Raw genomic sequence first — 20331 nt, 5'->3', positions numbered from 1 at the left:
AGCCCAGTCGACCAGCGAGCGCGCGGCCCGGCCGACCGGCGAACCCGGCTCAGCGGACCTCGCCCAGCGAACCCGACCCGACCGACCCAACCCACGCGGGCCGTCAGGCGGACTCTTCGTGGTGCAGGAGCCACCGCTTGGCGTCCACGCCCCAGCGGAAGTTGCCGATCGCTCCTCCGGTCCTCACCACCCGGTGGCAGGGCACGAACAGAGCCGCCGCGTTGCGGGCGCAGGCGGTTGCTGCGGCGCGGACCGCCGACGGGTTGCCAGACAGGGCGGCATACTCCGCGTAGCTCACTGGGCTGCCTGCTGGGACCTTGCGCAGCATTTCCCACGCGTGCTCGCGGAACGGGCCTGAGCGTTGGCGTACCTCGATGTCGGCGACGGCGTCGAGGTCGCCGCCGTGGTAGCGGCGGATCGCGGTCGTCACGGGGCCTAGGTCGCGGCGTTCAGTGATGGCTGACGGGGCCAGGGACGGCGAGATGAGGGGCGTCAGCTCGGCGACGTCGGCGGTCCAGCCGGAGGCCAGAACGGCGCCGTCGCCGGTCACCACTGCGGTGAACGGGCCGATTTTGGTGTCCAAAGTGGACCAGAAGGCGGTGGGCACGGCGAAAGTCTCCTCAAGCGGTTCGGGAACTGAGATAGCGGCTGGCGTACGAACTCCACGGCTGCCAGCCGCGCGCGGACGTCGCCAGGTCGATGCCCAGCTCGGCCGCGCCTTGGCGGACGGCTGGGTCGGCGGTCAACAGGACGTCGGGGGCGCCTAGCAGGCGCATCACGACGTAGTCGGCGGTGGCGGGATCGACGCCTGCCGCGAGCATTTCGGCGCGGAGTTCGTCGGCGTCGCGGCCTACGTGCAGGTCCAGGTCGCCGCTGACGATTGCCGCAGCAACCTTCTTGACCAGCGGTTTTACGTCCGCCTCGGCGATGGTGGACGGGGTCGGGAAGAGGGTTGTCAGAGCGTCCATGGGCGGGTCGGCGGGCGGTACTGGTTCACCGAGGCCAACGACGTCGGCCACGTCCTCACCGAGCAGGGTGCGGAGCAGGACTTCCGGGCCGTCGACAGCACCTGGCACGCGGATGCCTGGGGTGGCGGCGACCAGCGGGGCCAAGGCCTCGTCGGCGGAGAGTACGCGTGAGACGGCTTCCGGGTCGGCGTCCAGGTCCAGCAGCCGTCGTACGCGGCTGACGGCGCTGCTCAGGTCACGCAGGTCTGAGAGAGCCAGGTCGCATTGCACGTAACCGGCATGCGGACTGACCCACACTGACGCCGGGCCGTGCGGGAGGCGCAGGGTGCGGCCGTAGCCGTCCTCGGAGACGGCTTCGATGCCTGGCAGCGCGCGCGAGGCGTGGTAGTTCAGCACGCCCGCGGCGTCGAACGGGGCACGGAACGGCAGGCGAAGGCTGAGCCGGGTCGCGCCGCTGGGTTCGTTGCGGTTTCCGCGGCGGAGCGAGGCTGCCCGAAGCTGTGACGGCGTCGTCGCGAACACCTCGCGGATGGTCTCGTTGAACTGCCTGATGCTGGAGAACCCGGCTGCGAACGCGACGTCGGTGAGCGGCAGTTGCGACATCTCGATCAGCAAGCGCGCCGAGTGGGCGCGATGGGCTCGGGCGAGGCGGATCGGGCCTGCGCCCAGTTCGGCCGTCAAAACCCGTCCGAGCTGGCGTTCCGAGTAGCCGAGTTGACGGGCCAAGCCGGGCACGCCTTCGCGCTCGACCAGGCCGTCCGAGATCAGCCGCATCGCGCGGGCGGCCAGGTCGGCGCGCACGTTCCAGTCCGGTGAACCGGGGACCGCGTCCGGGAGGCAGCGGCGGCAGGCGCGGAAACCACCGGCCTGTGCGGCGGCCGAAGTCGGGTAGAAGCGGACGTTTTGCGCCTTCGGCGTGAGCGCCGGGCAGGACGGGCGGCAGTAGATGCCCGTGGTGCGGACCGCCATGATGAACTGGCCATCGAACCGCTGGTCGCGGGCGGTCACCGCGCGGTAGCAGCGCTCGGTGTCGCGCCAGATCGGGATGGTCGAGGTAGCCATGTGGTCGATGATGCCAGCAGGTGAGAGCCCTGACTGGCGGAAAATCGACACGACGTTACCGGGTCGGCGACGGTCCGCGCGCAGCACGTAGACTTACCGGCCGTGAGTCTCACCCTCGGTATCGTCGGCCTGCCCAACGTCGGCAAGTCCACCCTGTTCAACGCGCTGACGCGCAACGACGTGCTCGCCGCGAACTACCCGTTCGCCACGATCGAGCCCAACGTCGGCGTCGTGCCGCTGCCGGACCCGCGGCTGGACCGGCTGGCCGGGATCTTCTCGTCGGAGAAGACCGTGCCCGCCGTGGTGTCCTTTGTGGACATCGCGGGCATCGTGAAGGGCGCGTCCGAGGGCGCGGGGCTCGGCAACAAGTTCCTCGCGAACATCCGCGAGGCCAACGCGATCTGCCAGGTCATCCGCGTGTTCGACGATCCGGACGTGGTGCACGTCGACGGCCGGATCGACCCGATGTCCGACATCGAGACGATCAACACCGAGCTGATCCTCGCCGACCTGCAGACGCTTGAGAAGGCGCTGCCGCGGCTGGAGAAAGAGGCGCGTACCAAGAAGGAAGCGCGACCGGCGCTCGAAAACGCCCAGAAGGCCAAGGAAATCCTCGACTCCGGGCGCACGCTGTTCCAGGCGCAGAAGGACATCGACGGCGAGGCGCTGCGCGAGCTGAGCCTGCTCACCACGAAGCCGTTCCTGTATGTCTTCAACGCCGACGAGTCCGTGCTGACCGACGAGGCGCGCCGCGAGGAGCTGGCGAAGCTCGTCGCGCCGGCGGACGCGGTGTTCCTCGACGCGAAGGTCGAAGCCGAGCTCCTGGAGCTGGACGACGAGGAGTCCGTGCGCGAGCTGCTGGAGTCCGTCGGCCAGTTGGAGCCGGGCCTGCACGCGCTGGCTCGCGCCGGTTTCCACACGCTCGGCCTGCAGACGTACCTCACGGCCGGTCCGAAGGAATCCCGCGCCTGGACGATCCCGCAGGGCGCGACCGCCCCGCAGGCCGCCGGCGTCATCCACACGGACTTCGAGCGCGGCTTCATCAAAGCGGAGGTCGTGTCGTTCGAGGACCTCGTCGAGGCGGGCTCGATGGCGGCCGCGCGCTCGGCGGGCAAGGTCCGCATGGAGGGCAAGGACTACGTGATGGCGGACGGCGACGTCGTGGAGTTCCGCTTCAACGTCTGACCGGTTTCGCAGCTGGACGCTTCCCCGGTCGTCAATCTTCGACTGATCGCCGGGGGAGCACGGGCGCGAAATTGTCGGTCCGGGTTCGTAAGATCCGGATATGTCCGTGCTCTTCACCCCTGCTGACTGTCCCCGCAGCGCCATGGTCCCCGGGCTATGAGGTTTCAGTGGTGCTGCGCAACGGATTCGACATCGGCGACAGCGACCTCCAATACCCGGACATGGCGATGCGCGCGCTGGTGCACCCGCCCTCGCCGCGCGGTGAGCGAGCCGACCTCGGGTGGCCTGGGCTCCGTTCGGCGGCTCTCTCCGAGACGGCGGACGACGACGAGCCAGCACTCGTCCAGTTCGGGGACGAACCGGTGCTGATTCAAAACGAGCCCAGCTACGCCGACGCCGTACGCGCGGACGGGCATCAGTTTCTCTTTCAGGTCAACGAAGAGGGCTGGCCGGTCGCGGGTGCGCTCGAGGACGTCATCGAGGAATACCTCTGGGGCTACGGGCCGGTCTACTTCTACGGCATTCCGGGGGACGACGGGATTGTGCGCGAGGTCGTCGCGGGGTTCATCGACTTCTGAATCGCCCGCCTCGGCAGGGCAGGCCTGCCGAGGCCAGATGCCTTGGGCTCAGTTCAGCTCGGCAACACTCGGAACGACCACACCGTAAAGGTCCCCGATGGTCGCCAGCGCGCTGTTGTGCAGCTGATCCGCGCTGACTTCCCCGGCCGGAGCCGGCAGCGGGCGGGTCGCGCAGGCGTCGGCGACGACGGTGGGGTGGTTGCCGCGCAGGAAGGCACCCTCGGTGGTGAACATGACGCACATGTTGGTCATGAATCCGGCGATCACCACGTTCTCATGCCCGGCCGCGTCGACCAGTTCGCCCAGATCCGTGCCGACGAAAGAGTTCGGTGCGCCCTTGACGACGACCGGCTCGCCCTCGATCGGGGCGACGTCCGGATGGATGCTGCCGATATCGGCTCGGATGTCGTACGGCGTGCCCTCGCCGCCGTCGTTGACGACGTGGATCACTGTCGCTCCGGTGGCGCGGGCTTTGGCCAGCAAGCCTTGAGCCGCGGTCAACGCCGGACGCCAGCCTTCCAGCTCCATTACGCCGCGGGTGTAGGTGTTCTGGTAGTCGACCAGGATCAGCGTCGCGTCGGCCAGCGTTGCCGGGGTCTGGTCGAGACCGTTCAGCTCCCGCAGCGTTTTCCTTGCCATGGTGGGGTTTCCTCTCGTTTCTGTTCCGCACGGTCGACGCTAGACTCGGCTCCGGATGTCGGCAATGACATGCAAAGCGCAGAAACCGACATGGAGATGTGCGTGAAGAGACTGGTGGTCGTCGTCCTGTTCGATCGGATCGACCTGCTTGACGTGACCGGTCCCGCTGAGGTGTTTTCGTTGCTGCAGCGGGAAATGGACCGTCCGACGGGCTACGAGGTGGTGCTCGCGGCCGAAACGCTGGACCCGGTGACCACGTCGGCCGGGGTGCGCGTGTTGCCGGACGTGACGTTCGCTGAGCTGGCGAGAAAGGCGATCGACACCCTGATCGTCCCGGGGGCAGTGACGGCAGGGGAGTACGGGGAGATCGTCGCCCAGTGCGACCCGGCGGTGGTCGAGGAGGTGCGCCGCCTGGCTGGGCAGACGCGCCGGGTGGCGTCCGTCTGCGTGGGCGCGCACATACTGGCCGCAGCCGGGCTGCTCGACGGCAAACGCGCCACGACGCACTGGTCGACGGCGCGGCAGCTGGCCGCGGAGCATCCGGCGGTGACCGTCGACGCGGACCCGATCTTCATCCGCGACGGGTCCGTATGGACGGGGGCCGGGCTGAGCGCCTGCCTCGATCTGGCGCTGGCGCTGGTAGCCGACGACTTCGGTCCGGAATCAGCCTCGCGGGTGGCTCGTCAGCTGGTGATGTTCCTGCGGCGGCCTGGCGGGCAGAGCCAGTTCAGCGTGTCGTTGGAGCCCGCGTCCGCGACCCGGCGGGTCGACGAGCTGCGGCAGTACATCGCCGCTCACCTGGCGAACCCGCTGACGGTGTCCGATCTCGCCGCGCACGCGCACGTGACGGATCGGCAGATCACGCGCGTGTTCAAGGCGGAGTTGGGCATGACCCCTGCCGCCTACGTCGAGCACGCGCGCGTCGAGGCCGCGCGGCATCGCCTGGAGACGACCGACGAGACGTTGTCGCGGATCGCCGGGGCGTGCGGATTCGGCACGGTGTCGACGTTGAACCGGTCTTTCCGGCGGACGCTGAACACGACGCCTAACGAATACCGGGAGCGGTTCCGGATCGGTTGACCGCTGCCGTGACGCTCAGCCGAGCAGGCCGAGCACCACCATCGACAAGAGGACGACAGCGGTCGAGAACACCGCGACCCACGTGCGCTGTGCGGCGGTGAGCTGGGCGGATGTGCTGTTCATGGCGGGTCCTAGCGGGGCGAGTGCCGATGATTACCGCTGGGATAGCGCCTTGATCTAGCTCACTGTTACCGCTTGTGATCAAGGTCACGTCGATTGCGCGCGGTGTGCCACAGCACACCTCCCGCGGCGGCCACCATGAGGCCGAACGAACCCATTCCCACCACGAGTGCCTGAACCATGAGGCCTCCTTCCTGAGCGTCTCTCCGGAAGACGCGCGAAGGGGCCGTGCATGTTGCCAGGGTTGCCGACATCACACCTGGTCAGCGAGCCGCGAGGACCTCGTCGATCTGGCGGGCCAGCGCGAAATCGCGTTCGGTGAGCCCGCCGAGATAGTGGGTGCTGAGGCGGAAGGTCAGGGTGCGCCAGCGGATGTCGATGTCCGGATGGTGGTCGGCTTCCTCGGCGAGTTCGGCCACCCGGTCCACCACCTCGATCGCCGCCGGGAAGGACGGGAGTTCGGTCGTCCGCACGATGACGGCGTCCTCGCGCTGCCACTCCGGGACGGTGCCGAGGGCCTGCTCCACCGCTGAGTCGTTCAATAGCTGCGTCATCACTCCATGGTGTCGGCTACGCTGCGGCATTGCCACGGGAGTCCGGTACGCCGGGCTGAGAGGCGGGCTGTCAACCCGCGACCGTTCGCACCTGGATCCGGATCATGCCGGCGTAGGGAGGCCGTATCGCTCTCCCTCATCCGGCGCAGTGCAGGAGGGGAAGAATGATGTCGCGGACCGTCCGCACGGTGGCAGGCCTCGCCGGAGTCTCGATGCTCGCCAGCGCCTGCTCGCTGTCCAGCGGCGACTCGGGCGGCTCGTCCGCGAGCCAGGATCAGCAGACGCCCACCGTCACGCTGGTCACGCACGATTCGTTCGCCGCACCGCAGGACGTGCTCGACGCCTTCCAGCGCCAGTCCGGGATCAAGCTCAAGATCCTCAAGTCCGGCGACGCCGGCGCGCTCACCAACAAGCTCGTGCTCACCAAGGGCAGCCCGATCGGCGACGTCGCGTACGGCGTCGACAACACCTTCGCGTCGCGTGCGCTCAGCGAGGGCGTCTTTCAGCCCTACACCAGCCCGGAGGCCGACCGCGGCCCGCAGCGCTACTCCGTCGACCCGCAGCACCGGCTGGCGGCGGTCGACCTCGGCGACGTCTGCGTGAACATCGACCCGGCGTACTTCGCGAGCAAGGGCCTTCCGGAGCCGAAGAGCTACGACGACCTCGCCGACCCCAAGTACAAGGACCTGACCGTCGCGGAGAGCCCAGCTACCGCGTCGCCGGGGCTGGCCTTCCTGCTCGGCACGGTCGCGAAGTACGGCGAGAACGGCTGGCAGGGCTACTGGCAGAAGCTGAAGGACAACGGCCTCAAGACCGTCAGCGGCTGGGAGGAGGCCTACACCAAGGACTTCTCCGGCTCGTCGGGCAAGGGGCCGCGGCCGATCGTCGTGTCCTACGCCTCGTCGCCGGCCGCCGAGCTCGGCGAGGACGGCAAGCCGCGTACCAAGGCGCTGCTCGACACCTGTTTCCGCCAGGTCGAGTACGCGGGCGTGCTCACCAACGGCAAGCAGATCCCGCAGGCGCAGAAGGTCGTCGACTTCCTCTTGTCACAGCAGTTCCAGACGACGGTCGCGGCGAACATGTACGTCTACCCGGCGCGCCAGGGCGTCGAACTGCCCGCTGGCTGGGCCACCGCGGCTCCGCTGCCGCAGGCACCGGCCACGATGCCCGCGGACAAGGTGCAGGCAGGCCGGGAGAAGTGGATCGGGGAATGGCGCTCGCTCATGGGCGCGTGATCCCCGCGCGCACTATCGGGCTCACGCTGCTCGGCCTGCTGCCGGTCGCGTTCCTGGTGGTGTTCTTCGCCTGGCCGGTCGTCGCGATCGTCGGCCGGGGGTTCTCCGCGGGCGGCGTCGACACCGTGCTCGGCGACCCGCGGACGTGGCGGCTCGCCGGGTTCACGCTGGCCAGCGCGGCCGCGTCGACCGTGGTCGCGGTGCTCGCCGGGCTGCCGGTGGCGTACCTGCTGGCGAGGGTGCGGTTGCCCGGGGTCGGGCTCGCGCGGACGATCGTGCTGGTCCCGTTCGTACTGCCGACGGTCGTCGTCGGCTTGGCTTTCCGGGCGATCTGGCCGGACGGCGGCGTGCTGCCGCTCGTCTTGGCCAACGCTTTCTTCAACGTCGCCGTCGTCGCGCGCACGGTTGCTGGCCTGTGGGCGCACCTCGATCCGCGAGCGACCGAGGCCGCGCGGGCGCTCGGAGCGTCGCCGTGGCGAGCGTTCCGATCGGTGACGCTGCCCGCGCTCGGCCCGGCTGTCGCATCCGCTGCCGCGGTGGTGTTTCTGTTCTGCGCCACCAGTTTCGGTGTGGTGCTGATCCTCGGCGGCGGGAGCTACCGGACGCTCGAGACCGAGATTTACCTGCGGACGGTCGACCTGCTGGACCTCTCCGGCGCGGCCGCGCTGTCGCTGATCCAGTTCGCGGCCGTGGTCGCGGCGCTGGTGCTCGGGGCGATGGCGCGCCGGAAGCGGGAGAACGCGGTGAAGCTGCGGTCCGCGCAGGTCACCGCGCGTCGGCCGCGCGGCGGGGAGTGGTGGACGGTCGGTGCCGCGGTCGTGGTGCTCGGTTTGCTGCTGACGCCGATCGTCTCGCTGCTCGTCGAATCAGTATCGAGCTCGGACGGATGGAGCCTCGCCGGATACCGGGCGCTGAACACCGTCGGGCAGAACGACGCGTTGCAGGTGTCAGGCTGGATCGCAGCACAGAACTCGCTCGCTGCGGCCACTGACGCGACGCTGCTGGCGATGGCCGTCGGTCTGATCGCCAGCGTCGTGCTGGTGGCGCTTCGCCGTTCGCCCGGACTGCTCGCGCGCGGGATGGGCGAGACCATGGACGTCGCGTTGATGCTCCCGCTGGGCGTCTCCGCGGTAACCGTCGGCTTCGGCTATCTCGTGACGCTCGACGCGCTGCCCGGCGACCTGCGCACCTCGCCACTGCTGGTGCCGTTCGCGCAAGCGCTGGTGATCATGCCGCTGGTCGTGCGGATGATCCTGCCGGTGCTGCGCGCGGTCGACGTCCGGCTGCGCCAGGCCGCCGCGACGCTCGGCGCCAGCCCGGCGCGGGTGTGGCGGGAGATCGACTTTCCGCTGGTCGCGCGGTCGGTGGTGGCCGCGGCGGGCTTCGGGTACGTCGTGGCGCTCGGCGAGTTCGGCGCGACCAGCTTCCTCGCCCGGCCGGACGCGCCGACGCTTCCGGTGGCCGTCGCGACGCTGATCAGCCGGCCGGGAGAGCTGAACAACCAGATGGCGTACGCCTCGTGCGCCCTGCTCATGGTGGTGACTGTGGTGGCGGTGGCGCTGATCGACCGGTTCGGCTCGGTCCGCGGCCGCAGCACGGTCGGGGAGTTCTGATGGCGTTGACGGTACGGGATCTGACTGTCCACTATGGATCGTTCGCCGCGGTCCGCGACGCGAAGCTGGACATCGCCGACGGCGAGGTGCTCGCGCTGCTCGGCCCGTCCGGTTCGGGCAAGTCGACGTTGCTGCGCGCGATCACCGGACTGGAGCCGGTGTCGTCCGGTTCGGTGTCGTGGGACGGCGCTGATCTCGCCGCGGTGCCGGTGCACAAGCGCGAATTCGGTCTGGTGTTCCAGGACGGACAGCTGTTTCCGCACCGCGACGTCGCCGCGAACATCGCGTTCGGCCTGCGGATGCACGGTGTGCCTCGCGAACGGCACGCGGCGCGCGTCGAGGAGCTGCTGAAGCTCGTCGGTCTGGAAGGCTACGAACGGCGACGCGTGACTGAGCTGTCCGGCGGGCAGGCACAGCGGGTCGCGTTGGCTCGCGCGCTGGCGCCGGAACCGCGGTTGCTGCTGCTGGACGAGCCACTGTCCGGATTGGACGCTGGACTCCGCGAGCAGCTGGCGATCGACCTGGCGGATCTGTTGCGGCGCAGCAAAATCACCGCACTTCTGGTGACGCACGATCAGGAGGAGGCGTTTACGCTCGCCGATCGCGTGGCAGTCCTCGACGCCGGGGAAATCCGGCAGGAGGGAGCGGTTCGGTCGGTGTGGAACAAGCCGGTGGACGACGACGTGGCGCGCTTCCTCGGCGTCACCACGTTCCTGGACGGCACGGCAGCCGACGGCGTGGTGCGGACCGAGCTGGGCACCGTTGAGCTGGGGGTGGACGACGGTCCGGTAAGGCTCGGACTGCGTCCGCACGGCTTGAAGGTGTCCGACGAAGGCGTGCCCGGCGAAGTGACCGCGGCGGTGCACCGGCGGGAGCATCTGCGGCTGCTCGTCCGATGCGGAGAGTCCACTGTGGACGCGATCGCCCCGGCGGGGGCGGACTTCCGGGCGGGCGATCCCGTCCGGCTCGAGCCGGACCCGGACGGGATCGCCGTGGTGGGCTGAACCCCCAGGTCAGCCGTCTCGGGTGACGAGGCGTCCGTAGGCAAGCGACAGGCCGACCACGATGTAGCAGGCCGCGCGGACCGCGCCTTCGCCGAGCCTCGTCAGCACCATCGGATCCTGGAGGACGGCGGCCGGGGCCATCGTCCAGCCTTCGGTGAGCAGGAACGGATGCAGCCACTTCAGCGAGCTCAGGAAACCGAGGATGGTGAAGACGATGTTCATCGCCAGCACCGAGGCGACCACGAGCATCGGGTGCTCGGTCCAGCTCGACACCGCCAGCGCGACCGCGCCGATCGCCCACAGTTGCAGCACGATCCATCCGCCGACGAGAAGGATCCGCAGCAGCGCCTCGCCGAGCGACAACGTGGTGCCCGACAGCGTGAACAGCGAATCCGTGCCGTTGATGATCAACCCGGTGGCCACGCCGGTCACGCACATCGCGAGCACCGCGACCACGGAGACCGTCGCCACGCCGAACGCCTTGACCGTCAGCAGCCGTCCCCGGCTCACCGGCGCGATCAGCCAGCCGCGCAGCGTGCCGTGCGCGGCCTCGCCCGCGATCGCGTCCGCACCGGCCATCGCTGAGGCGAGCGGCAGCAGCAGCGTGAGCGTCATGACCATCGCGGCGATCGGCAGCACGAACGCGTTGTTCACCGCGGACGCCAGCAGCGCGCCGCCGCTGTCGTCCGGCGCGTCGCTCCCGGTGCTTTGACCGACCAGCGTGAGGCCGATCCCGACCACGATCGGCACCAGCGCCAGCAACCCCAGCACGGCGAGCGTGCGCGGCCTGCGGAAGATCCAGCGCAGCTCCGCCGCGAACAGCCGGAACAACGGCACCGTGTCGTGCCCGGTCCGGCTCACCGGCACGGCAACAGCAGCGGCAGTCATGACGCTTCCCCCTCGGATTCGTCGCCGGCCGCCGATTCCCCTTCGGTCAGCCGCGCGAACAGGTCCTCCAGCCCGGTCCGCGCCCGGGTCGCCTCGTGCACCTCGACCCCCGCTTGCACGAGCACCTGCAGCACTCGCGGCGCGGGCGTCGCGGTGAGGTCGGCACGGACGCCGTCCGGGGTCAGCCGGACCCCGATCCGGTTCTCCCGCAACGTTTCCACCGCCTGCTCGGCGTCCGGGGTGCGCACCAGCAGCGCCGCGTTCCCGGATTCCAGCAGGTCGGCCAATTCGCCCTGGGCGACCACCGTGCCTGCCTGCAACACCGCCACGTGCGTGCAGGTCGCTTCGACCTCGGCGAGCAGATGCGAGGAGACCACCACGGTCACGCCGTCGGCGTGCAGATCGGCGATGATACGGCGGATCTCCCTGGTACCCGCCGGATCCAGACCGTTGGTGGGTTCGTCGAGCACGACCATCCGGCGCGGCACCAGCAGCGCGCTCGCCAACCCGAGCCGCTGCTTCATGCCGAGTGAATAGCCCTTGTACCGGCGGCGCGCGGCGGCGGAGAGCCCGACCCGGTCCAGCGCGGCGTCGACCGCGCCGGGGATCGCCTGCGACGCCAGCCGCGGTTCGGCCGCCGCGAACCGCAGCAGGTTGTCGCGTCCGGAAAGGAACGGGTGGAACCCCGGCCCCTCGACCAGCGCGCCGACGTCCGGCAGCGCGTGCGCGGACTCCTCCGGCATCTTCCGGCCGAGCAGTTCGACCTCGCCCGCGGTCGGGCGGACGAGCCCGAGCAGCATCCGGATCGTGGTCGTCTTGCCCGAACCGTTGGGCCCGAGCATGCCGAGTACGGCGCCTTCGGGCACGTCCAGGTCCACGTGGTCCACCGCGACCGTGCTGCGGTAGACCTTGCGCAGCCCGCGGGTGCGCGCGGCCAGCGGGACCGCCGGGGCGGGCACCTCGTCCGAGATGCCCGCCCCGGTTTCGACCGCGGTGCTGGTCACTTGGCGCCCAGCGCTTCGTAGAGGACCTGCTCCGGAACCGCGCCGGCGGCGAACCGGCCGTCGTCGGTCAGGACCGCGCCGCCCACCTTCGTGGTGAAGAGGTAGCCGCTGCCCCACGGGCCGTTGACCCGCTTGGCGAACCGGCTCAGCATCTTCTGCATGTCAGCGCCCTTGTTCTCGCCGTTCTCGCCCTGCGCCTGCTGCTTGCTCTTCATCAGGTCGGCGGGCACCTTGCCGGTGACGACGGTGTCCCAGCCGTCGCCGACGAGCTTGGTGTCCTGCTTGGCCTCGTTCGCCAGCGCCTTGTCGCGCTCGTCGATCTTGGCCTGCTTCTCGGTCACCTTCGCGCCCTTGGGCGGGGTGAAGGCGAACAGATCGGCCGACTGGTCGGCGAACTCGATCTTGCTGAACGCCAGCTCCAGCGCCGGGGCGGTGGTCCCGTTGCTCAGCACCGAAAGCCGCAGCGGCATCCGGGTCTGCGAGTCGACCGCGACGCGGATCTCGCGCAGCAGCGTGCGCTCGGTCGGCTTCGGCGTGAGGACCAGTTCGTACGCGGGCCGGTCGGCGACCGTTGCGGTGCCGTCGACCGCGACGTTGCTGCTCTCGCGCACCTTGGCCAGCAGTTCCTTGGCCGCGGTGGCCGGGTCGGCGGTCTGGCCCTCGACCGGCTTGTGCTTGGTCGCGACGTCCGCCGGGATGGTGGTCTTGGTCACGCTGTTGGTCTTGGAGTCGTAGTCCCACAACGTGTTGCCGTTGTGGATGAGCGTCTCCTGCGTCTGCCCCTTGGTCAGCGACACCTTCGTCTTGCCCGCGCCGTCGCTGAACACCTGCGCCGAGTCGATGCCGAGCGCGCTCGCCCCCGGGACCGCGCCGGTCGCCATCTTCGGCAGGCCGAGGTCGTTGCTCACCGTCACCGTGCCGTCGAACGGCGCGGGCTTCGCGGCGACCACCGACTGGACCAGTTCCTCCGCGCTGACCTGAGGCAGCTTCGGCGCGTCCCCCGCCGAGGCAGGCATCGCCACCACGACCAGTCCGCCCACGCCGAGCGCGGTGCCGACGACGGCCGCGGTGATGGCCTTCTTCTTCGGATCCATCTCGTCTCTCCCTGTGTTCCCGGGCTTTGGCGGGCCCGGCTCCCGGTGCAGACGTTCCACTGCCGAGGCTGAGATACCCCTGAATGTTCGGCCCGTTCAGCTGAGATGGCACTGAGAGTACGCGCGTCAGCTGCACAAACCGGCCATGATGAGGATCGTGAAACCTCGGGTGCTGGTGGTCGACGACGAACCTGGTGTGCGCAAGGCGCTGCAGCGCGGCCTGCGCGCGGAGGACATGGACGTGGTCACCGCCGCGGACGGGCCGACCGGGTTGCAGCTCGCGCGCACCGGTTCGTTCGACGTCGTGCTGCTGGACATCATGCTGCCCGGCTTGTCCGGCTATCGCGTGCTGGAACGGCTGCGCGCGGAGAACGTGACCACGCCAGTGCTGCTGGTGTCGGCGAAGGACGGCGAGATCGACCAGGCCGACGGCCTCGACCTCGGCGCGGACGGTTACCTCGTGAAGCCGTTCTCGTTCGTCGTGCTGGTCGCGCAGGTGCGGGCGGTGTTGCGCCGCGCCGGGCCGGACGCGTCGCGCGGCGCGCTGAAACTCGGTGCGCTGGAGGTCGACCGGGCGCTGCGGCAGGTGCGCTGGGACGGTCACGAAGTGCCGTTGAGCCCGCGCGAATTCGGCCTGCTGGAGGTGCTTGTCGGGCGCGCGGGGACGGTCGTGACGAAGGACGAGCTGCTGCGCGCCGTGTGGGGTGAAGAACAGGCCGTCACGCGGAATCTCGTTGAGGTGTATGTGGGTTACGTGCGGCGCAAGCTCGACGCGGTAGGCGCCGGCTCGATCCTGCGGACGGTGCGCGGACACGGTTATCTCGCCTCCGACGACCAACTTGACGAGGTCAGGTGACCGGCTCGCCGTCGTCATGGTGGAGCCGCCGTTCGCTGCAGGTCCGGATCACCGTGCTGGCCGCGGCGATCACCCTCGGCTGCCTGCTGGGCCTCGCCGCGCTGGCGGCGAACAAGCTCGACCCGCTGCTCACTGATTCGGTCGACAAGGAGCTGACCGCCGCGCTCGTGCCTGCCGCCGGCGCGGTTTCCGCCGGGACGCCGCTCACCTCGGCGGACCCGGTTTCGGTGCGGGTGCTCGACATTTCCGGGGCTCCGGCGGACGGCCAGGCACGGCCCAAGCTGACCGGCCACGAGGTCTCGCAGCTCAAGGCGGGTTTGCCGGTGCAGTCGGACGGATCGCGCTGGCGCGGCCAGGTAGTCAGCACGCCGAACGGCAGCCAGCGGCTGGTCGTCGCCGGGGCCGGCCTGGTCGGCTTCGCCGCCGCGGTGCATTACGGCGGGCTGTGGCTGGTCGTGGTCGCGCTGGTCGGCGCGCTGGTGGCGGGCCTGGCGACCTGGCTGGTCGTGCGGCTCGCGCTGCGCCCGGTGGCGCGGATGCGCGGACTGGTGCGCGCGTTGCCGCCGGGTTCCCGGCTGCCGCTGCCGACGTCGCACGACGAAATGCGCGCGCTGGCCGAGGAATTCAACGCGCTGCTCGAACGTCAGGAAGAGGTCAGCCAGCGGCTGCGCAGGTTCACCGGCGACGCGGCGCACGAACTGCGTTCACCGGTCGCGTCGATCCGGGTGCAGGCCGAGGTGGCCGTGACGAATCCCGATCCAGAGCTGTCACAGGAGACGCTCTCGGACATCCTCGAGGAGTCTGAACGACTGTCCGGCCTGCTCGACGGCCTGCTCGCACTGGCCCGTTCCGACGCTGGCGAGGTGCCGCCCGCGGAACCGGTCGAGGTGGTGTCCGAGGTCCGTGCGGCGGTGCGGCGGCTGCCGTCCGGGGCGCCGGACACACGCGTGAGCAGCGCGGTGGCGCAGGCCTGGGCGTCGGCGGCGCACCAGGAGGTCGAGCTTGTGCTGGACAACCTGCTGCGCAACGCCTGCCGGTACGCCTCCGGGCAGATCGTGGTGTCCGTGCTGGCCTCGCGTTCGAAGGTGCGGGTCGTAGTGGACGACGACGGTCCCGGCATCGCGCCCGAGCACCGGAGCAAGGTGTTCGACCGGTTCTACCGGGTGTCGGACGACCGGGCGCGCTCGTCCGGCGGAACCGGCCTTGGCCTGGCGATGGTTGCCGAAACGGTGCGCCGTCGCGGGGGCAAAGTGCGGGTCGGCGAATCCCCGGACGGCGGCGCGCGGTTCGAGGTCACCTGGCGGGCGGGCGCGGACCGGTGAATCCGGTGGGGGAGACTGAGCGCATGGACGCGGTCATCGTCGGGGCGGCACTGGTGCGCGACGGCAAGCTTCTTGCCCAGCAACGGGCTTGGCCGCCGCATCACGCAGGCCAGTGGGAACTGCCGGGCGGGCGCGTCGAGGAGGGCGAGACCGAGGCCTTCGCGCTGGCCAGGGAATGCCACGAGGAACTGGACGTGGTGGTCACCGTCGGCGACCGGGTCGGCCCGGAAATCCCGCTGCCGGGCGGAAAAGTCCTGCGCGTGTACTCCGCCGCGCTGCTGTCTCCCGGCGACGAGCCGCGCGCCGTCGAACACACCGCACTGCGCTGGGTCGGCCACGACGAACTGAACGATCTGGACTGGCTTCCGGCGGACCGGGACCTGCTGCCCGCGCTGCACGAACTAGTGCGCGGCTGATCGCTAAGCTCGCTGAATGCTGACTCGCACCGCCATCCGCGAGCGCTCGGCCGCGGGCGACGACCGCATCCCGCTGCTGACCGTCGGCGAATTCTTCGCCGGGAACGCCGACGAGGATTCGATCGCGCCGAACCAGGTCGGGGACGGCCGGCCGGAGCTTGCCGAGATCGCTGCCCGCCTGACCGCGCTGGAGGCCGATCCCGCGGTGGCCTGGGTGCGCGTCCAGCTGCACGAGGAGATGTTCGAGGACGGATACGACGGGGTCGCCGCCGAATCGGTGGCGATCTGCACCGAGCTGAGCGACGAGGACGTCGACGCACGGCTCGGAGATCTCGCCGCAGAGCCGGTGTGGGAAGGACTCTCGTACGACGAGGACGAGTTCTGCGACCAGCCGGCGGTGCCGGATGGGCACCGAGTGGTGACGCTCAGCTGGGATTGACGTCGTGAGTGCTGATCACGGTTAGAACCGTGATCAGCACTCACGAGGCCCTTCAAGCCGCGCCCACCATCCGCAGCGCCGCCGACACCCGGTGCGAGCTGCGATCGATCGCCCGCTCCGCCCCCGCCTTGCGAACCCGCTCCAGCTCAGCAACGTCGTCGAGCAACGCCCGCGTGCCTTCCCGCACTGGACGCAGCTCCTCGATCACCGCATCCGCGACAGCGTCCTTGAGCACGCCGTAGGACGGGTACTTCTCGGCCAGCTCCGCAGGTTCGCCGCCCACGCATGCAGCCAGGATCTCCAGCAGGTTCGAGATCCCCGGCCGGTTTTCCGGGTCATACGCCGGCACCGAGTCGCCGTCCGTGCGAGCCTTTCGGATCTTGCGCCGAATCTGATCCGGCTCGTCCAGCACGAACACCACGCCCGCCGAATCCTGCGCGGACTTCGACATCTTCCGCGTCGGCTCAGCCAAATCCTTCACCCGCGCCCCCGCTGGCGGCAGCGTCGCCTCCGGTACGACGAACACCTCGCCGTACGTGGAGTTGAACCGCCGGGCAAGCGTGCGAGCCAGTTCGACATGCTGCCGCTGATCCTCGCCGACCGGAACCTCGTCCGCCCCCTGCAACAGGATGTCGGCCGCCATCAACACCGGATAAGTCAGCAAACTGAGCCGGACCCCGGCCTGCCCCTTGGACTTCTCCTTGAATTGGATCATCCGCGCCGCCTCGCCGTACGAGCACGTGCATTCCAGGACCCAGGTCAGCGCCCCCAGCTCCCGGGCAAGATCGGATTGCACGAACACCCGCTCCGGCGCGATCCCCGCAGCCACCAACACGGCGAGCTGTTCAGTCGCCAAGGACCGCAACTTCGCCGGATTGTGCGCGGTAGTCATCGCATGAAGATCGGACACGAAGTACAAATCGTCCGGCCCGCCCTCGGCCGCCCACCGGCGCAGCGCACCGAGGTGATTGCCGAGCTGAACGTGCCCAGACGGGGTGATGCCGGACAGCTGGACCATGGTTTCGCTCCCTGGATGAGTCGGACCCCGGGAGCAGGCACAAAAAAAGCCGCCCACCGGGGCGGCCTTCGCTGGTTTTTCAGCGCAGAGCTTCGGGGCCGCCAACGGGCGGCCACCACTGAGTGCTCTGGAAACGCATGCGGCGAGCCTAGCACCGGACTACGGTTCGAACCATGTTCGTCGTCGTGCTCACGTACATCGTTCCGCTAGAGGAAATCGACCGCGCCCTCCCGGCCCACAACGAGTGGCTCACGAAGCAGTACGAAGACGGCCACTTCCTGGCTTCCGGAGGCCAAAAACCCCGCACCGGCGGCGTCATCGTCACCCGCCCCATGGAGCGCGCGCAGCTCGACGCGATCCTGGCCACCGACCCCTTCGCCGTCGGCCAGCTGGCCACCTACGAAATCATCCACTTCCAGCCCACCAGAACAGCCCCGGAACTGCACCTGGTGAACGAACTCCTGGACAACAACTAGCGAAATCCCTTGGGCCGCTCTCGCCGCCCCGCCTCCGGCGCGCCCCAATGTGGCATTGGGTGCGTCCCACGCACCGAACGCCACATTGGGTGCATCCCACGCACCCAATGCCACATTGGGGCGCTAGCCCCGCCACCCGCGGACCGCGGCCGATGCACCCAACTCGAGGTGCACCCACACCACCCCCGCACCCCGATACGAAGCATCCCTGCGGTCTGAGGGTGGCTGTTAAGGCATCTTTCCCGCCTTGACAGCCACCCTCAGACCGTCAGCACAATCAAGCTTCGGGGTGCCCCGCGCAACCGAGGGGCCGATGTCGCCGCCAGGCGACGAGCCAAGGCCCCAAAACCTCAAGCAGCCTTGGCCACCTGCTTCTTAGCCTTCTTCAACGCCAACACCGGACACTTCTTGCACCGATCCTTGGACCGGCAGCACTTCTTCTTGACCTTCCCGGCCTTCATCAGCTTCCGCACCACAGCCCGAGGATCATCCGCGTGCTTCTTCCCCACCGCGTACTCCTCAAACCGGCCGTCAAGAACACTCACAAGGTTAGGTGAGCCTAACCGATCATAGGGCGTGGCGCTCCTCACACCAACCCAACAGGTATCCTGGTTGAAGTCCGCGTGTGGCCAAAGCCGGTCAGCGAGAGCCGGTCGCAGTGTCCGGTGCCCGTCATCCCGATCCGCCGCGCGGTGCCACCCGCCTTTTTTCTTCGAAGTTCAGGAGTCTTCGCGTGCCCGCAGCCAGCGCCACCGCGGTCGAAACCGGCCGCGCGTCCGGCAAGACCCGGCCCGACCTGCGCAACGTCGCGATCGTCGCCCACGTCGACCACGGCAAGACCACTCTGGTCGACGCCATGCTCCGCCAGTCCGGCGCCTTCGCCGAACGCGCCGAGCTGGTCGACCGCGTGATGGACTCCGGTGAACTCGAGCGGGAAAAGGGCATCACCATTCTCGCGAAGAACACCTCCATCCACCGCCAGACCCCCGAGGGCACGGTCACCATCAACGTGATCGACACCCCGGGTCACGCCGACTTCGGCGGCGAGGTCGAGCGCGGCCTCTCCATGGTCGACGGCGTCGTGCTGCTGGTCGACGCGAGCGAGGGCCCGCTGCCGCAGACCCGCTTCGTGCTGCGCAAGACGCTCGAGGCGAAGCTGCCGGTGATCCTGCTGGTCAACAAGGTCGACCGGCCGGACGCGCGGATTTCCGAGGTCGTCGAGGAGACCCACGACCTGCTGCTCGACCTGGCGGGCGACATCGAGGACGCCGACCTCGACGCGATCCTCGACCTCCCGGTCGTCTACGCCTCCGCCCGCGCGGGCAAGGCTTCGCTGGAGCAGCCCGAGGACGGCGGCCTTCCCGACAGCGAAAACCTCGACCCGCTGTTCGAGACCCTGCTCCAGCACGTCCCGGCCCCGGCCGCGGACCTGGACGCCCCGCTGCAGGCGCTGGTCACCAACCTCGACGCGTCGAACTTCCTCGGCCGCATCGCGCTGATCCGCATCCACGCCGGCAAGCTGCGCAAGGGCCAGACCGTGGCCTGGATGCGCGAGGACGGCACCGTCCAGAACGTCCGGATCTCGGAGCTGCTTGTCACCGAGGCGCTCACCCGCGTCCCGGCGGCCGAGGCCAGCGCGGGCGAACTGGTCGCGATCGCGGGCATCCCGGACATCACCATCGGCGACACCCTCGCCGACCCGGAGAACCCGGTCGCGCTGCCCCGGATCACCGTGGACGAGCCCGCCATCTCGATGACCATCGGCGTCAACACCTCGCCGCTGGCCGGGCGCAACGGCGGCGACAAGGTCACCGCGCGGCTGGTCAAGGCCCGCCTCGACCAGGAACTGATCGGCAACGTCTCGATCCGCGTCCTGCCGACCGAGCGCCCGGACACCTGGGAGGTGCAGGGCCGCGGCGAGCTGGCGCTGGCCATCCTGGTCGAGCAGATGCGCCGCGAGGGCTTCGAGCTGACCGTCGGCAAGCCGCAGGTGGTGCTGCGCACGATCGACGGCAAGCTGCACGAGCCGTTCGAGCGCCTGTACATCGACTCGCCCGAGGAGCACCTCGGCGCGATCACGCAGCTGCTCGCGTCCCGCAAGGGCCGCATGGAGGACATGAGCGGCAACGGCACCGGCCGGATCAAGCTGGTCTACGTGCTGCCCTCGCGCGGCCTGATCGGCTTCCGCACCGACTTCCTCACCGAAACCCGCGGCACCGGCATCGCGAACCACGTGTTCGAGGGGTACTTCCCGTGGGCGGGCGAGATCCGCACCCGGCACAGCGGATCCTTGGTGGCCGACCGGTCCGGGCCGATCACCGCGTACGCGATGATCCAGCTCGCCGACCGCGGCACGTTCTTCGTCGAGCCCGGCGCGGAGGTGTACGAGGGCATGGTCGTGGGCGAGAACCCGCGGTTCGAGGACCTCGACATCAACATCACCAAGGAAAAGAAGCTCACCAACATGCGGCAGTCCTCGGCCGACGTGATGGAGACGCTGGCCCGCCCGCGCAAGCTCAGCCTCGAAGAGGCGCTGGAGTTCTGCGCGAGCGACGAATGCGTCGAGGTCGCGCCGGAGGTCGTGCGGGTCCGCAAGGTCACGCTCGACATCAACACCCGCGCCAAGGAGCGCTCGCGGGCCAAGAGCCGCGACAACAACAGCTGAACCTCTCGCAGGTGAAAAAGGGCGCCTCCCGTTCCCGGGAGGCGCCCTTTCGCGTGAACCGCGACGGTGGTTCGCGCGTCCACTCTTATGGCGGTACCCGCTCCGATGTCACGGA

General features: G+C 69.4%; 21 protein-coding genes and 1 riboswitch. Of the genes, 12 read left to right on the top strand and 9 right to left on the bottom strand.

What is annotated here, in order from left to right:
- Window positions 1–103: 103 nt before the first annotated feature.
- Both L3Q65_RS29390 and L3Q65_RS29385 read right to left on the bottom strand, forming a co-directional pair.
- On the bottom strand, window positions 104–607 hold the full coding sequence (locus L3Q65_RS29390) for a methylated-DNA--[protein]-cysteine S-methyltransferase (RefSeq protein ID WP_182889954.1): 504 nt from the start codon (window positions 605–607) through the stop codon (window positions 104–106).
- A 13-nt stretch (window positions 608–620) separates the two neighbouring features.
- Window positions 621–2030 (bottom strand): DNA-3-methyladenine glycosylase 2 family protein, encoded by a 1410-nt coding sequence (locus L3Q65_RS29385; protein WP_237597189.1) that lies wholly within the window; start codon window positions 2028–2030, stop codon window positions 621–623.
- 102 nt (window positions 2031–2132) lie between these two features.
- Here L3Q65_RS29385 and ychF point away from each other — a divergent pair, with 102 nt between their 5' ends.
- Both ychF and L3Q65_RS29375 read left to right on the top strand, forming a co-directional pair.
- Window positions 2133–3215, top strand: a complete 1083-nt coding sequence (gene ychF, locus L3Q65_RS29380) for a redox-regulated ATPase YchF (protein ID WP_182889955.1) — start codon at window positions 2133–2135, stop codon at window positions 3213–3215.
- A 170-nt stretch (window positions 3216–3385) separates the two neighbouring features.
- Window positions 3386–3793, top strand: a complete 408-nt coding sequence (locus L3Q65_RS29375) for a hypothetical protein (RefSeq protein WP_237597188.1) — start codon at window positions 3386–3388, stop codon at window positions 3791–3793.
- A gap of 48 nt (window positions 3794–3841) precedes the next feature.
- Here L3Q65_RS29375 and L3Q65_RS29370 read toward each other — a convergent pair whose 3' ends face one another.
- Entirely contained in the window at window positions 3842–4432 is a 591-nt protein-coding gene (locus tag L3Q65_RS29370; RefSeq protein WP_237597187.1) for a cysteine hydrolase family protein, read from the bottom strand.
- A gap of 102 nt (window positions 4433–4534) precedes the next feature.
- Between L3Q65_RS29370 and L3Q65_RS29365 the strand changes: the two genes are divergently transcribed.
- Window positions 4535–5512 (top strand): GlxA family transcriptional regulator, encoded by a 978-nt coding sequence (locus L3Q65_RS29365; protein WP_237597186.1) that lies wholly within the window; start codon window positions 4535–4537, stop codon window positions 5510–5512.
- A 383-nt stretch (window positions 5513–5895) separates the two neighbouring features.
- Here L3Q65_RS29365 and L3Q65_RS29360 read toward each other — a convergent pair whose 3' ends face one another.
- Window positions 5896–6186, bottom strand: coding sequence for a 4a-hydroxytetrahydrobiopterin dehydratase (locus tag L3Q65_RS29360; RefSeq protein WP_182889958.1), 291 nt, complete (start codon window positions 6184–6186; stop codon window positions 5896–5898).
- A 24-nt stretch (window positions 6187–6210) separates the two neighbouring features.
- Window positions 6211–6322: riboswitch (TPP riboswitch) on the top strand.
- A 31-nt stretch (window positions 6323–6353) separates the two neighbouring features.
- Between L3Q65_RS29360 and L3Q65_RS29355 the strand changes: the two genes are divergently transcribed.
- The 3 genes from L3Q65_RS29355 to L3Q65_RS29345 are packed head-to-tail and all read left to right on the top strand — an operon-like array spanning window position 6354 to window position 10038.
- On the top strand, window positions 6354–7421 hold the full coding sequence (locus L3Q65_RS29355; RefSeq protein WP_237600950.1) for a thiamine ABC transporter substrate binding subunit: 1068 nt from the start codon (window positions 6354–6356) through the stop codon (window positions 7419–7421).
- Window positions 7397–9034 carry an iron ABC transporter permease gene (locus L3Q65_RS29350; protein WP_237597185.1) on the top strand — a complete coding sequence of 546 codons (1638 nt, stop codon included), beginning with the start codon at window positions 7397–7399 and terminating at the stop codon, window positions 9032–9034. Before L3Q65_RS29355 ends, L3Q65_RS29350 begins: the two co-directional genes overlap by 25 nt.
- Window positions 9034–10038 (top strand): ABC transporter ATP-binding protein, encoded by a 1005-nt coding sequence (locus L3Q65_RS29345; RefSeq protein WP_237597184.1) that lies wholly within the window; start codon window positions 9034–9036, stop codon window positions 10036–10038. The genes L3Q65_RS29350 and L3Q65_RS29345 overlap by 1 nt, the downstream gene beginning before the upstream one ends.
- A gap of 9 nt (window positions 10039–10047) precedes the next feature.
- On the opposite strand, the gene L3Q65_RS29340 is transcribed toward L3Q65_RS29345, so the two are convergent.
- The 3 genes from L3Q65_RS29340 to L3Q65_RS29330 are packed head-to-tail and all read right to left on the bottom strand — an operon-like array spanning window position 10048 to window position 13024.
- Window positions 10048–10926 (bottom strand): ABC transporter permease, encoded by an 879-nt coding sequence (locus L3Q65_RS29340; protein ID WP_182889962.1) that lies wholly within the window; start codon window positions 10924–10926, stop codon window positions 10048–10050.
- Window positions 10923–11930 (bottom strand): ABC transporter ATP-binding protein, encoded by a 1008-nt coding sequence (locus L3Q65_RS29335; RefSeq protein ID WP_182889963.1) that lies wholly within the window; start codon window positions 11928–11930, stop codon window positions 10923–10925. Before L3Q65_RS29335 ends, L3Q65_RS29340 begins: the two co-directional genes overlap by 4 nt.
- Complete coding sequence (locus L3Q65_RS29330; protein ID WP_182889964.1) at window positions 11927–13024, bottom strand: outer membrane lipoprotein carrier protein LolA; 1098 nt, start codon at window positions 13022–13024, stop codon at window positions 11927–11929. Before L3Q65_RS29330 ends, L3Q65_RS29335 begins: the two co-directional genes overlap by 4 nt.
- 145 nt (window positions 13025–13169) lie before the next feature.
- Here L3Q65_RS29330 and L3Q65_RS29325 point away from each other — a divergent pair, with 145 nt between their 5' ends.
- The 4 genes from L3Q65_RS29325 to L3Q65_RS29310 are packed head-to-tail and all read left to right on the top strand — an operon-like array spanning window position 13170 to window position 16057.
- Window positions 13170–13880 (top strand): response regulator transcription factor, encoded by a 711-nt coding sequence (locus L3Q65_RS29325; RefSeq protein WP_182889965.1) that lies wholly within the window; start codon window positions 13170–13172, stop codon window positions 13878–13880.
- Window positions 13877–15202 (top strand): HAMP domain-containing sensor histidine kinase, encoded by a 1326-nt coding sequence (locus L3Q65_RS29320; protein ID WP_182889966.1) that lies wholly within the window; start codon window positions 13877–13879, stop codon window positions 15200–15202. The genes L3Q65_RS29325 and L3Q65_RS29320 overlap by 4 nt, the downstream gene beginning before the upstream one ends.
- A gap of 23 nt (window positions 15203–15225) precedes the next feature.
- Window positions 15226–15618 (top strand): (deoxy)nucleoside triphosphate pyrophosphohydrolase, encoded by a 393-nt coding sequence (locus tag L3Q65_RS29315; protein WP_182889967.1) that lies wholly within the window; start codon window positions 15226–15228, stop codon window positions 15616–15618.
- A 16-nt stretch (window positions 15619–15634) separates the two neighbouring features.
- Window positions 15635–16057: a hypothetical protein gene (locus L3Q65_RS29310; protein WP_182889968.1), complete on the top strand. Its 423-nt coding sequence runs from the start codon at window positions 15635–15637 to the stop codon at window positions 16055–16057.
- A 52-nt stretch (window positions 16058–16109) separates the two neighbouring features.
- Here L3Q65_RS29310 and trpS read toward each other — a convergent pair whose 3' ends face one another.
- The gene (gene trpS, locus L3Q65_RS29305; protein WP_182889969.1) at window positions 16110–17075 is read right to left on the bottom strand and encodes a tryptophan--tRNA ligase; all 966 of its coding nucleotides are present in this window, start codon (window positions 17073–17075) and stop codon (window positions 16110–16112) included.
- Between the two features lie 173 nt (window positions 17076–17248).
- On the opposite strand from trpS, the gene L3Q65_RS29300 reads away from it, so the two are divergent.
- Complete coding sequence (locus L3Q65_RS29300) at window positions 17249–17551, top strand: YciI family protein (RefSeq protein ID WP_237597183.1); 303 nt, start codon at window positions 17249–17251, stop codon at window positions 17549–17551.
- Between the two features lie 350 nt (window positions 17552–17901).
- Here the strand turns inward: L3Q65_RS29300 and L3Q65_RS29295 are convergent, their stop codons facing one another.
- Window positions 17902–18096, bottom strand: a complete 195-nt coding sequence (locus L3Q65_RS29295) for a hypothetical protein (protein WP_182890284.1) — start codon at window positions 18094–18096, stop codon at window positions 17902–17904.
- Window positions 18097–18284: 188 nt separating this feature from the next.
- On the opposite strand from L3Q65_RS29295, the gene typA reads away from it, so the two are divergent.
- Window positions 18285–20216, top strand: coding sequence for a translational GTPase TypA (gene typA / locus L3Q65_RS29290; RefSeq protein ID WP_182889971.1), 1932 nt, complete (start codon window positions 18285–18287; stop codon window positions 20214–20216).
- Window positions 20217–20331 lie beyond the last annotated feature (115 nt).

It is taken from the genome of Amycolatopsis sp. FU40, from assembly GCF_021903635.1.
Taxonomy (GTDB): domain Bacteria; phylum Actinomycetota; class Actinomycetes; order Mycobacteriales; family Pseudonocardiaceae; genus Amycolatopsis; species Amycolatopsis dendrobii.
This window is presented reverse-complemented; position numbering and strand designations above follow the sequence as displayed.